This window comes from Psychroserpens citreus (assembly GCF_055686305.1).
The window spans coordinates 2,722,152-2,735,450 of the sequence record NZ_CM145999.1; the positions used below are offsets into that span (position 1 = coordinate 2,722,152).

The following is a 13,299-nucleotide window of genomic DNA, read 5'->3' on the forward strand; positions in this document are numbered from 1 at the left end:
CATTATTGTTTTTTTATTTTCCAAGCTTTGTAATCGTTTGAAGCCATAAATTGATCTAAAATATTTTCACCATTTTCATCTTCCTCCTCAATATATTCAATTAGTGATTGCTTGTCATAATCTTCTTCTAGTAACCTATCAAGATATTTTACGGTATCTGGATAGTTTTTCATCATTACCAAAGTACTAAGATAGCCAGCTTGTCCGTCAAAAAAATCAATATAGTTATCAATGATGTATTCATATAAATTTAGGGCTAAATCATAATTTTTATCTTCAAAAGCAACATTAGCTTTTAGGAAATTTAAAAAATCATCTTCAGTTTCATTTTGTAATTGATTAATCACTTGGATGGCTTCAAAATACTCTTCTTTGTAAATATGATAATCTATTTTGTTAAGTGCTATAGTTTGATCATCTGGAAAGGTTGTAATCAAATCTTCAAGAGATTTTAAATACTTCTCTTCATCTATTTGGCTGGCGATTATCGATTTGAAAATGAGCAGAAATTTTTCTTTTGACAATTCAGATGTCATGCCATCCATAATTTGATAGGCTTTTGCATAATTTTCATTGTTATTTTGTAGAACAGCTTTAAAAAGATCTTTAGCTTCAGGGTTTGGAGCCTTACTTTTTTTACCATATAATTTCTGTTCAGGAACTGAATAGCTCATCATTCTACCAATAGTACTAGCAAAATGCTCACCAGCTAGGTAAATGTACATGTCTGAGATTTCAAGCTCTCCATTATTATTGCTTAGTCTGTAATCATGATAATTCAATCCGGTTTCAGAAGAATATAATCTAAAAAGGGCATAATAGGTTTGTGATGTGATATCATATCTATAATTGATAAAATCATAATATGCACCTTGTTCAACTTCGGAGATGATTTCTGTTGGAAACGATTTTAAAGTCTGGGAAATTCCAATTAAGTAACCTATAATAAATGGGTCTTTTCGGTTGATATCTGGATATTCCTGAAGTACTCTATTGTAAAATTGGTCTTTATTAATTTTTGAAGTAAATGATTCGGGGTCATTATTGTGAATAGTTGTTTCTATATATTCGCCAATTTCAATAACCTTTTTTGAGTTTGCTTCATTGTAAGACATAGTGTCTTGAGCTGCTTCTTTTATAGAGTTCTGGGCCGAGAGCTGAAAATGGCTTAAACACAATGCAAAAAAAAGAAATGCTAGGTTTTTTAATCCCATAGAGTTTTTATATTTTGAACTAAATATAGCACTTTTAATGATAGACGTCAAACTATTAGATCATCTCGAAAGTTATCTCACCGATAAGCGAAAACATACGTTTTTAAGAGTTTTAGCTGAGCGAACTAAGCACTTTACTGTTGCTACAGAAGATGTTTTTCAATTGCATAATACAAGTGCAGTGATACGAAGCTGTGATGTGTTTGGTATACAAGAAGTTAATATTGTTGAAGAGCAGAACACCAAAACTATTGATAGAGAAATAGCAATGGGAGCGCAAAAGTGGGTCGATATAAATCGATATCATTCGGTAAAAGATGCTATAACGAATCTCAGAGCTAAAGGGTATCAAATTGTAGCGACGACACCTCATGATTCTGATAGTTTATTACAAGATTTTGATATTTCTAAAAAATCTTGTTTTTTCTTCGGAAGAGAAATTAGTGGCTTATCTCAAGAGGTTATTGATGAAGCCGATGTGTTTCTAAAAATTCCTATGGTAGGTTTTACTGAAAGTTTAAATATTTCTGTCTCGGCTGCAATTATTTTACAGCATGTTACGACAAAATTAAAAGCTACAGATCTCAATTGGCAGTTGACAGATGAAGAAATTTTAGAAAAGCGGTTAGATTGGTGTAAAAAAACTATAAAAAGTTATAAGGCAATTATTGAACGTTTTTATGAGGTCTAATAATTTTGTATTTTTATAGAACAACCAATACGTCAAGATCATGATTATCCTCTACATTCTAGGAACTATTGTTTTACTTTTTGTTTTATTGGCTCTAATGGCACCAAAAACATATGCAGTACATCGCAGTATTATTATCGATAAACCTAAATCTGAGGTGTTTCATTATTTAAAGCATATTAAAAACCAAGATGATTGGTCGCCTTGGAAGAAAAGAGACCCAGAAATGAAACAAGAATTTGAAGGTATAGACGGTCAGGTTGGATTTATTGCAAAATGGAACGGAAATAAAGAGGTAGGACAAGGAGAACAAGAAATTATGAATATTGTTGAAAATGATCGGTTAGAGACCCGACTTCGGTTTTTTAAGCCTTGGAAATCTGAATCTGATGCAGTTACTAAAGTAGAAGAAGATAGTAATGACCAAACAAAAGTAACTTGGGGATTCTCAGGAACAAATAAGGTTCCAGCAAATATTTTTATGATGCTTTATAATGTAGATAAGCATGTTGGTAAAGACTTTGAAGAAGGCTTGGCAAGTTTGAAAACTATTTTAGAATCTAAATAATAAATTATGAAAGATAATATGGTAGGTTGGTTTGAAATTCCTGTTCATGATATGGATAGGGCCAAAACGTTTTACGAACAAGTTTTTAATGTTGAAATTACTATTCATGATTTTGGAGGTATTTTAATGGGATGGTTTCCTTTTGCTGAAAATGCTCCAGGAGCATCAGGCACATTGGTAAAACAGGAGTCTTATATTCCAAGTCAAGAAGGTACTTTGGTTTATTTTGTTTGTGAGGATGTTGCAAACGAAATTGGTAGAGTAGAACTTGCTGGAGGCATTATTTATCAACCAAAAACCCAAATTTCTCCAGAACATGGTTATATGGCTGTATTTATTGATACTGAAGGTAATCGAGTGGCATTACACTCTAATAAATAATATTTAGAAACGTCCAGATTTGTTTCTATTTAATACTTTATACTCCTCATAGCATTCGTTGATAGCATCTAGAATTTGAAGGTCATTTGCAGAATCTATAAAGTCTTTTGAATAGTTACATTGATTAACAATTTCATCTAAATCAAAACGATCTACTTGCAGTAAAACCATTAGCATTTCTCTGTCAAAACGTGATGCGAGTAAATTTCTAATCTCATCATCTTGCTTCATTTTTTTTAGGCGTCTTAATTCTCGTGGTTTTTTTCCAAACATATTATGTAAGAAATCGGCAGGATTGAAGATGGCTCCTAAAACTTTACTTACTGCATTTGGTCTTTTGTTACCAGCTTCATAACCATTATTTAAGCCTGAGATACTATAGCGATAATTAGATTTGATAGGTACCTGTTTAACGTCAATTTCAAGATAGCCTGTGAGTTTTAATTGGTTAACCACAACTTCTTCTAGTGCTAAAGCCAATTCTGTCATGCCTATTTTGGTTTCACCAAACTTTAGCCAGTCATTGGTAACACGAACTTTTATAGATTTATAACCTAGATATGATAAGTGTAGTGTGTCATTAAGTTTCGCCCTTATTTCAAAATCACCATTATCATCTGTAGAGGTTCCAATAACTTGATTAAGATTGACAATATTAACTCTATCTATTGGTTTATTGGTATTTAAATCTATTACAGTACCTTTTACATAAGTTCTAACTTGAGAGAATGTAGAATCTTGAGATGCAGTAGTTTCATTATTAGTGTCTTGCGCAATGCTAGATTGAACAACAAAAACTAATAGAATTATAGAAAAAAAGTACTTCATGTATTCAATTATGCGTTAAAAATAGTAAACAAATTGCATACCACTATAGCTATAGACGTAAATTTGACTTAATATTAACATGAAGGTTAAAAAAACCTTGCAACAAAGTTACAAGGTTACTATAGTTATTCTCAACGTCTCGAACGTCTAGGTCTATCAGATGCCGATTTTCGTTCTGAACGTCTTGAATCATTTGAAGCTCTATCAGAACGGCGTCTATCTTTTCTATTTCCAGAACCTTCACTCGAACGTCTGTCACCTCTGTTTTTTGAATCGCTGCGTCTTCCTGAGCTTTCACTAGAGCGTCTATCACTTCTGTTTCCAGATTCAGAATCATTACGCCTCGAACGTCTTTCACCTCTTGGTTTATCATCACGTCTTCGTCTTCCACCACCATCGCGACGTCTGCCACCTCGATTTCGTCCGCCACCACGATCTTCACTTACTTCTACATTAACAAAACGTCCTCCATGTTTAAAATCGGTGAAAAATGCTAATACTTTTTCTTGATTTGCCTTTTCAGTATTAAAGAAAGAGAAACTATCTTTTACATCCACTTTAAATACATCATCACGACCTAGTTCTAAAACTTCTTTTAAGAAGTCTTTTAACTTCATCCAGTCGTAGCCGTCTTTGCGACCAACATTTATGAAGTAACGTGTTTCATTGCCACTACATCCTGAACCATCGCCATCATGACCTCTTGATGAGTCTGTTACGTTTAAATCTTTTGCTTTTTGATAATAATTAAAGAATCGAGAGAATTCTACTGAAAAGAATTTTTTAATCAATTCCTCTTTATTGGTGTCTTCAAATAGTTCATTAATACTTGTTAAATAAGCATCAATTTCGTGATTTACTTCAGTATTATGAACTTTATTAGCGAGCGACATTAACTGTACTTCGCATATTTCCATGCCATCAGGAATATCTTTCTTTTCAAATTCTTTCTTAATGATACGTTCAATACTTTTGATCTTGCGAACTTCACTTTTAGAAACAATGACCATAGACACCCCAGTTTTTCCAGCACGTCCAGTTCGTCCAGAACGATGTGTATAGGTTTCAATTTCATCTGGTAATTGATAATTAATAACGTGTGTAATATCGTCTACATCAATTCCACGAGCAGCAACATCGGTAGCTACAAGCATCTGTATTTGTTTGTTTCTGAAAGATTTCATTACCAAATCACGTTGGTTCTGACTCAAATCTCCATGCAATGCACCTGCGCTATAACCGTCTTCAATTAAGTTTTCAGCAACCTTTTGTGTATCCCGTTTTGTACGACAGAAAATAACCGAAAAGATATCTGGATTTGCATCAGCCAAACGTTTTAAGGCTTGATAGCGATCTCTAGCGTTTACAAGATAGAATTCATGAGAGACTTGATTGGTACTTTCATTTCTATTTCCAACAGTAATTTCTATGGGATCGTGCATAAAATCTCTTGCAATTCTAGCAACTTCCTTTGGCATGGTAGCAGAAAATAACCATGTGTTTTTATCTTCTGGAGTATGAGATAAAATATCAGTGATATCCTCATAGAACCCCATATTTAGCATTTCATCAGCTTCATCTAAAACTGAATATTCAATTTTAGAAATATCTACCATGTTTCGACTAATCATATCTTTCATACGACCAGGTGTCGCCACGATAATTTGCGCCCCACGTTTTACAGACCTTGCTTGATCTGTAATACTTGCTCCACCATAAATTGCTGTAACATTTAAGCCTTTACAATGCTTTCCGTAGAGCTTTAGCTCGTTGGTAATTTGCAAGCAGAGTTCTCGTGTAGGTGATAAAATTAAACCTTGCGTTGTACGACTGTTGATATCAATTTTTTGAAGCATTGGAAAGCCAAATGCTGCAGTTTTACCAGTTCCTGTTTGTGCTAAAGCAACAAGGTCTGATTCTTCTTCTAATAAAAGTGGGATAGCTTTAGCTTGAACGTCACTAGGCGTTTCAAATCCTAAATCGGTAATAGCAGCTAATAGGTCTTCATTAAGACCGAGTTCTTGGAATGTGCTCATTCTTTTGTTTGTATTCGATTATGTTCTTTGGTGTTACAAAAGAAGCGAATCGACATACTTAACACTTAAACTTCTAGGTAACACATCCTCACTCTGAGGAGTCAATGATTCCGATTATACGGAATTCAAGCTGCAAAGATAGACTATTATTTGGATAATCAATATTTTGGGCGTTTTAACACGCTCTCGCAAGTCGCTTTTTTTATGTTGTCACTTTGAGCTCAGCCAGTAGACCTTTTACTCATAATAAAAAAGAGCTCCAACAGTTGCTCCATCGTTAACGCAATTAACAATGTTATTTGATGATATATTAATTACTTTAATTCCTTATTGCGATATCGTGGTTGCCGTATTAGTTTCATGGATCTTAACAAGTCTAAATATTGTGCTTCCATAATTGTAGTATCTATCGTATCTGAATTCATTTTATTGAACCCAGTAATTATATAGTTGTTGTTATGTTTTTTTAGGACAATAAAAATGTCTTCATTGTAAAATTTAAACAAGGTTCTGTCAGTTTCAAAAACACCATCACCAACCATAAAATTGGGTTTATCCATTTCGTCGTGTAATAATTCTAACCCTGTTCGTTCTTTAGAATAGGAGTAAAGCCTTTGTATAAAATGTAATGTAGCTTCATTACAGATTGGCTTTAATTTGTCGAGATTCTGAGTTTTAAAATAAGCTTTTACGCTAGGTAAAAATTTGTTAACGACTTTAAGTATTGAATCTACAGCTGGCCTTCTTTTGAGCTCTTCTTTATAATCTATTATTTTTTGTCTAGCTTTATTAATGCGTTCTGAAGTTGCATAAATATCATTTTCACCTTTTACTTTCCAATGGTCTCCTTCTTTACATAACTTAATTTCATAATGCGAATAACTAGTCATTAAGCAAGACGCACAATCCTTATCAATAGTAACCGATTTTACTCGCATAGATAAATCAGCTTCAATCACAGGAGCTTTAAGCATATTTGCATACTTTTGATGAAGCATGATTAAGCGAAATAATGAATCTTCGGTAACCAATTTTAATTTCAAAGAATCTCCTTTGCGTAATGCAATTCTACCTTGGATAAATTGATTGCAGGTGGTTTTTATTTTGCTTTCTTCGCTTTGAGCACAACTAAAAAATGTAGAGAATAATAAAACTATGAGAAGAGAATACGGTTTAATTGTTTGCATATGATATGAGGTTTTGATCAAATTAAATATTATTAAGGAAATTCACTAATTGATTAACCGCTTTTCCACGATGGCCTATTTCATTTTTTTTATCTAATGACATTTCAGCAAAAGTCTTATCAAAGCCTTCAGGTTTAAATATTGGGTCATAGCCAAAGCCTTGTTCTCCATATTTAGTTTTAGTGATTAGACCTTCACAAATGCCAGTAAAGGTGTTGAGTGTCTCATTGAGATGTAAAGCAATAACTGTTTTAAATTGCGCAGCTCTATTTGGTTTATTCTCAAGATTTTTCAGTAACAAATTCATATTGTCATTGGCATCACGTTGTTTTCCAGCATATCGTGCACTAAATACACCTGGTTCTCCATCAAGCGCTTCAACTTCTAAACCAGTATCATCAGCAAAACAATTAAAACCATAATGTTCTTTAATATATTCTGCTTTTTGAATAGCATTACCTTTAATAGTCAATTGTGTTTCTGGGACATCTTCAAAACAGCTAATATCTCTTAAACTCAATAATTGAATATATGAAGGAATTAAAGATTGAACTTCTCTTAATTTGTTTAGATTGTTTGTAGCGAACACAAGTTTCATGAATATCAATATTTGAATTCAAAATTATACTATTAATCCTAAATCGTAAAATTGCCTAAAGTAAAATATAGTCCCAGTATACCATACATAAATCTTTTATTATATTACACTCAAATTTAAAAGCATGAATAAAATTCTTTTGCTAAGCATTACAATTCTATGCAGTTTAGCATTAAGTGCGCAATCTGTATCTAAAGATAGTATTGCAATTGTAGTGAATGATGGGCCTTATGTTTTTATTGAAAAAGACCATTTAATAGAAAAACGTATTCTAAATAATAAGGTTCAAGTCACAAAAACTGACTTGAACTCATATCAAACTGAATTTGATCCAGAAGCTTCTATTTATAAAAATGTTGATCAGATAGTGGCTTTAAGTGATATTCATGGTCAATTTGATTTGGCAATTGAACTACTGATAAATAACAATATTATTGATGAGAACTTAAATTGGAAATTTGGTGAAGGACATTTTGTAATTGTTGGAGATGTGTTTGATCGTGGCCCAAAAGTAACAGAAACGCTTTGGTTTCTTTATCATTTAGAAGCTCAAGCCAAAAAAGCAGGAGGAAAAGTGCATTTTTTACTTGGGAATCATGAGTATATGGTATTACATAATGATTTGAGATATATACATGAGAAGTATATTGAAACTTCAAAATTATTACAATTAGAGTATTCAGAACTCTTTGGAGAAAACTCAGTTTTAGGAAAATGGCTACGCTCAAAAGCAGCTCTAGTAAAAATTAATGACAACATTTTTGTTCATGGAGGGATTTCTCCAGATTTCTTGATTGAAGACTTTAATATTGTTATGACTAATGACCTAATGAGAGCGTCGATTGATCGTGAAAAGGTTGAAATGAAATCGAGTGGATTTTATAACAGGTATTATGGAAAACATGGTCCAATTTGGTACAGAGGCTATTTTAATGATACTTTAAATGATGAGTCCATTGGTGAGATTTTAAAACAAATTGATGCTAATCACCTTGTTGTTGGACATTGCTCTCAAGATTCGGTACTTCATTTATACGACCAAAAGATATTTGCGGTGGACTCTAGCATTAAATATGGAACATATGGCGAAGTACTTTGGATTGATGCCGAATCCTATTCGCGAGGGACTTTAAAAGGTAAAAAGATAAAATTCAACTAAAAAACAGTATGCTAACCAAACTCGGCGAGAGATTCACAATTTTATTTCAAAAATACATGCCAAGCGCTTTTGTGTTTGCATTACTGTTAACACTTTTAGTCGGTATAGCAGCTTTTATATTTACAGAGAATTCGCCTTTGAAAATTATATCTTGTTGGTACGATGGTTTCTTTGATTTATTAAGTTTTGGGATGCAAATTGTACTTATTATCATCACAGGATTTAGTATTGCACTATCTCCAGTAATTAATAAAGGGATTGATAAATTGTCGACTTACATTAAGACGCCAAGACAAGTCTATTTTTTTGTAATGCTCATTGGTGTGCTTTTGTCATTAGTAAGCTTTGGTTGGATTGTAATTACCTGTGTTTTAGCAAGAGAATTGGCGCTTAGGGTTAAAGGTGTTAATTACCCATTTTTGATTGCCTGTGTATATTTTTCTGGAGGAAGTTGGGTTTCTGGATTATCTAGTTCTATACCATTATTATTAAATACACCTGATAATTTTCTCATTAAAGCAGGTATTCTTAATCAAACAATACCAATGGATTATACTTTAGGTTCTACTTTGAACATTATAATGATGGGAGTGTTTATTGTGGTTGTACCATTTTTTATTTTGACAATCATTCCTCGTTCAAAACACATTAAAGAACTCAAAGATTTGTTAGATAATGGAGGAGATGTCAAACCAGAAGTTTCTATAAAAGATGAAGCTGAAAGTTATAAATTACCAATTAAAGCAGTTTCCGATACACTTAATAATAGTATGATCTTACAATGGTGTGTTGCTGCTGCTGGATTTAGTTATATCGTCTATCATTTTATGACCAATGGATTTGACTTGAATTTTAATATCATGATATTTATTTTTATGATGTTAGGCTTAATCGTTCACAAAACACCTTTACGTTTTAGTATAGCTATGAAACGTGCTAGTAGTAATATTTCTGGTATTTTATTTCAATACCCTTTTTATGCTGGTATTATGGGAATCATGTTGGCAACTGGATTAGGTGCTCAATTAGCAGATGTATTGGCTTCGGTAGCAACTATAGATACATATCCATTCTATGCTTACATTACTGGAGGGCTAGTGAATTTTGCAATTCCTTCAGCTGGAGGAGAATTTGCTGTCGTTGGTCCAAGTATTATCAATGCTGTTCAGAATATAGCTACTGGTTTGCCGCCAGATCAAGTAACGGCTATGGTGTCTAGGGCTTCCCTAGCGGTTGCCTATGGCGAAAGTTTAAGTAATTTAATGCAACCCTTCTTTTTGTTATTAGTATTGCCTGTTATGACTGCTGGTGTGAAATTACAAGCCAGAGATGTTATGGGGTATTTGGTGTTGCCGTTTCTCACTTTTTTTATACTTCAAGTATTGATGGTCTTGTATATTCCATTATAAAAAGACGTGCAAATTTCCGAAGAAAAATTAATAGTACTTTATGAGATTTATTAGTAAATAATGCCTTTAATTTTGTAACTTAGAGTAATGAAATTAACCTTTAAACGAGTACTATTATGAGTGTGACGATTAGATACGTGGATGTAGATGTAAGCAAGACTTTAAACACATTTACCGAAGAAAAATTGAGTAAATTATTTAACAGATATGAATTTTTAATTAATGCTGTAGTTAGATTTAAGCAAGACCCAAATAATCACACAAAAGGGAAGATATGTGATATAGAGTTAAGTCTGCCTGGGCCACGAATTTTTGCAACATCTGATGAAAGTCAATATGAAGTCGCTGTACGAGAAACCATTCGTGATTTGGAACGTCAGTTAAAAAAACGAAAAGAAATTTATAAAACACATTAATGGATTTAGTGTATAAATGAGCCTTATAGAATTTGAGAATTTTATAGGGCTTTTTTTGTAACTGTTAATTTAGAATTTGAATGTTATCTTTGTGTACACTAAATGTTTTATCCAAATGAAAAAAATAGCTTTATCTATTGTATTATTGACGCTTATGAACTGTTCTGAAAAAGAAACTAAACCTGAAGTTGAAGCCTTACCAGATGATAATCCTTTTAATGTAGGTTTGAACGAATCTTTTGATTATGCTAATGTGACAGGAGCATCTATTGCCGCATTTGTCGATTACGAAATCGATCATGCTACTGCCACCATTGATAAAATTAAAAGTCAAAGCACACCAACTTTAGAGAATACGTTTTTGCCATTTGATGAAGCTTATAATAGATTGTATAAGGCCAATACCAATGCCTTTATGTTATATTGGACGTCTACAGATTCTATAACAAGAGCTAAAGGGATAGAATATTCTCAAAAAGTAGACTCTTTAAACACAGCAATATCTTCAGACAAAGCTCTTTTTGAAAAATTTGAAACTTATGCTGCATCAGAAGACTATTCTAAATTAAATGATAGACGACAGCGATTCGTAAATGATATTATTGATAATTTCAAACAATCTGGAGTGAATCTTCCTGAAAGTAAATTAGAAGAATTTAAAACCCTAAAAGCTGAGATTTCAGAATTAACTTCAGAATATTCAACAAATATGAATACTGCTAATGCTGTGCTAACCATTGATGAAGCTGGTGCTAAAGGACTTCCAAAAAGTTTGAAAGAAAAGTATATAACAGAAGATGGGACATATAAAATCCCTGCACAGCCATCAACCAGAGGGCCAGTAATGGACAACGCAACAAATCCTGAAACTAGAAAGGCTTACCAAATGTTGTACGCTAACCGAGGTGCCGAAAAAAATATTGAGATTTTGAATCAATTAGTTGAGAAGCGCTACCAATTGGCTCAATTAATGGGACAAAAGTCTTATGCCGAATACAATCTTGTTCCGAAAATGGCCAAGAACCCAGAAACTGTTTGGAAGTTTGTAAATGATTTGGTAGCCGAATCTAAAGATAAAGCGATTCAAGATGTTGAGGTTTTAAAAGAGGCGAGAGAGAAAATAGATGGTATTTCTAAAGATAAACCTTTAAATGCTTGGGATTTATCATACTATAAAAATCAAATTTTAAAAACGGATTATCAAGTAGACTCTGAAAAAATTCGAGAATATTTACCAATGAGCGCTTGTTTATCTGGTATGTTCGAATTGTATCAAGAATTACTAGGTGTTGAGTTTAGGGAAATAAAAGACGCTTCTGTTTGGCATGAAGATGTTCTGGCATATGATGTGTATGAAAATGATAAGTTGAAAGGACGTTTCTTTTTAGATTTATACCCAAGACCATTTAAAGAATCGTGGTTTTATGCTGTGCCATTATCTTCAGGTAAACAAATGATAGATGGTTATGAAGTGCCAGTGTCAATGATGCTAGGGAATTTTACAAAAGGAACCGATAAAATGCCTTCAATGATAACTCACAACGAGTTGAGTACATTATTTCATGAGTTCGGACATATCATGGATAAAATGTCTTATGATGGTGAATATAGTTTGCAATCTGATACTAAAAGTGATTTTGTAGAGGCTATGTCTCAAATTTTTGAAAACTGGATTTGGGATTATGAAACGCTTAGTTCTTTTGCAAAGCACTATAAAACGGGAGAAGTGTTGCCAAAAGAATTATTTGACAATATGGTAAAGGCTAAAAACGTCTCATCGGGTTTATCTGCTCAAGGCTCATTGAGAAGCAGTATTTATGATATGAACTTATATGATAAATACGATCCTAATAAACCACTAGATACCGATCAATTATGGAGAGATATTGATAAGCAATTAGGTGTTATGGATTGGTATATTGAAGGGACACATCCGCAAGCATCTTGGATTCATATTAATACACATCCTGTATATTATTATGGGTATTTATGGTCGGAAGTATATGCACAAGATATGTTTACCGTATTTGAAAATAATGGATTGCGAGATCAAGATACTGGAGTGAAGTATAAAAAATTAATTCTCGCCAATGGCAGTCAAAGACCAGTAGACGAAGCTGTTGAAGAATTTTTAGGGAGACCTATGAATAACGCGGCTTATATTAAAAGTCTAGGGTTAGAGTAGGCTTAGCGATGATGATAGGGTTCATTTTTTAAAATTGTGAAACCACGATACAATTGCTCTATAATAAATAAGCGAATCATTTGATGTGAAAAGGTCATTTTAGATAATGATAGTTTCCCATTTGCTTTTTGATATACTTCAGAAGAAAAACCATAAGGTCCACCAATCACAAAAACCAATTGTTTAATACCAGAATTCATATGTTTTTGTAAGTATTGAGAAAACCCAATCGAATCTAATTGTTTACCGTTTTCATCTAAAAGTATGAGAACATCTGAAGATGAGACTTTGTTTAATAGGAGTTCACCTTCTTTTTGCTTTTGCTGATCTTCACTAAGATGCTTGGTTTTTTTTAAGTCTGGAATTATCTCAAACTGAAATTTGATGTAATGACCTAATCGTTTCTGATAGTCATTAATTAACGATTGTAAATCTTTATTGTCTGTTTTGCCAATGGCAAGAAGTTTAATGGTCATGATACTGTTTGGTTGAGCGCAGTCGAAATCTCAATAAAAACTCTTGACTGCATATAGAAGTCTTTTTTCTTGAAAATTGAGATGGCTCAAAGTTATGTTTTTCGTTCTAAATTCTAAAATTCGAATTGATAACCTTTCATTTAATTGAAGT

At 32.8% G+C, this 13,299-nt stretch carries 13 protein-coding genes; 7 read left to right on the plus strand and 6 right to left on the minus strand.

Features of this window, described 5'->3' with window-relative positions:
- Positions 1-2 precede the first annotated feature (2 nt).
- Positions 3-1,214, minus strand: coding sequence for a tetratricopeptide repeat protein (locus ACTU6T_RS12275; protein WP_460218490.1), 1,212 nt, complete (start codon positions 1,212-1,214; stop codon positions 3-5).
- Between the two features lie 37 nt (positions 1,215-1,251).
- Here ACTU6T_RS12275 and ACTU6T_RS12280 point away from each other — a divergent pair, with 37 nt between their 5' ends.
- The 3 genes from ACTU6T_RS12280 to ACTU6T_RS12290 are packed head-to-tail and all read left to right on the plus strand — an operon-like array spanning position 1,252 to position 2,854.
- Positions 1,252-1,905 (plus strand): TrmH family RNA methyltransferase, encoded by a 654-nt coding sequence (locus ACTU6T_RS12280; protein ID WP_460218491.1) that lies wholly within the window; start codon positions 1,252-1,254, stop codon positions 1,903-1,905.
- Between the two features lie 40 nt (positions 1,906-1,945).
- Complete coding sequence (locus ACTU6T_RS12285; RefSeq protein ID WP_460218492.1) at positions 1,946-2,473, plus strand: SRPBCC family protein; 528 nt, start codon at positions 1,946-1,948, stop codon at positions 2,471-2,473.
- A 6-nt stretch (positions 2,474-2,479) separates the two neighbouring features.
- Positions 2,480-2,854: a VOC family protein gene (locus ACTU6T_RS12290; RefSeq protein ID WP_460218493.1), complete on the plus strand. Its 375-nt coding sequence runs from the start codon at positions 2,480-2,482 to the stop codon at positions 2,852-2,854.
- A gap of 3 nt (positions 2,855-2,857) precedes the next feature.
- Here ACTU6T_RS12290 and ACTU6T_RS12295 read toward each other — a convergent pair whose 3' ends face one another.
- The 4 genes from ACTU6T_RS12295 to ACTU6T_RS12310 form a co-directional block, all read right to left on the minus strand.
- Positions 2,858-3,682: a carboxypeptidase-like regulatory domain-containing protein gene (locus tag ACTU6T_RS12295; protein ID WP_460218494.1), complete on the minus strand. Its 825-nt coding sequence runs from the start codon at positions 3,680-3,682 to the stop codon at positions 2,858-2,860.
- Positions 3,683-3,813: 131 nt separating this feature from the next.
- Positions 3,814-5,718: a DEAD/DEAH box helicase gene (locus ACTU6T_RS12300; RefSeq protein ID WP_460218495.1), complete on the minus strand. Its 1,905-nt coding sequence runs from the start codon at positions 5,716-5,718 to the stop codon at positions 3,814-3,816.
- A gap of 314 nt (positions 5,719-6,032) precedes the next feature.
- A complete protein-coding gene (locus tag ACTU6T_RS12305) occupies positions 6,033-6,905 on the minus strand; it encodes a hypothetical protein (protein ID WP_460218496.1) in 873 nt (290 codons plus the stop codon).
- 22 nt (positions 6,906-6,927) lie between these two features.
- The gene (locus ACTU6T_RS12310; protein WP_460218497.1) at positions 6,928-7,503 is read right to left on the minus strand and encodes a non-canonical purine NTP diphosphatase; all 576 of its coding nucleotides are present in this window, start codon (positions 7,501-7,503) and stop codon (positions 6,928-6,930) included.
- A 124-nt stretch (positions 7,504-7,627) separates the two neighbouring features.
- Between ACTU6T_RS12310 and ACTU6T_RS12315 the strand changes: the two genes are divergently transcribed.
- The 4 genes from ACTU6T_RS12315 (at position 7,628) to ACTU6T_RS12330 (ending at position 12,672) form a co-directional block, all read left to right on the plus strand.
- On the plus strand, positions 7,628-8,662 hold the full coding sequence (locus ACTU6T_RS12315; protein WP_460218498.1) for a metallophosphoesterase: 1,035 nt from the start codon (positions 7,628-7,630) through the stop codon (positions 8,660-8,662).
- Positions 8,663-8,718: 56 nt separating this feature from the next.
- Positions 8,719-10,071 (plus strand): short-chain fatty acid transporter, encoded by a 1,353-nt coding sequence (locus ACTU6T_RS12320; RefSeq protein WP_460218499.1) that lies wholly within the window; start codon positions 8,719-8,721, stop codon positions 10,069-10,071.
- 116 nt (positions 10,072-10,187) lie between these two features.
- On the plus strand, positions 10,188-10,487 hold the full coding sequence (gene hpf / locus ACTU6T_RS12325) for a ribosome hibernation-promoting factor, HPF/YfiA family (protein ID WP_460218500.1): 300 nt from the start codon (positions 10,188-10,190) through the stop codon (positions 10,485-10,487).
- 115 nt (positions 10,488-10,602) lie between these two features.
- Positions 10,603-12,672: a M3 family metallopeptidase gene (locus ACTU6T_RS12330; protein WP_460218501.1), complete on the plus strand. Its 2,070-nt coding sequence runs from the start codon at positions 10,603-10,605 to the stop codon at positions 12,670-12,672.
- Between the two features lie 2 nt (positions 12,673-12,674).
- Here the strand turns inward: ACTU6T_RS12330 and rlmH are convergent, their stop codons facing one another.
- Positions 12,675-13,148 (minus strand): 23S rRNA (pseudouridine(1915)-N(3))-methyltransferase RlmH, encoded by a 474-nt coding sequence (gene rlmH / locus ACTU6T_RS12335; protein ID WP_460218502.1) that lies wholly within the window; start codon positions 13,146-13,148, stop codon positions 12,675-12,677.
- Positions 13,149-13,299 lie beyond the last annotated feature (151 nt).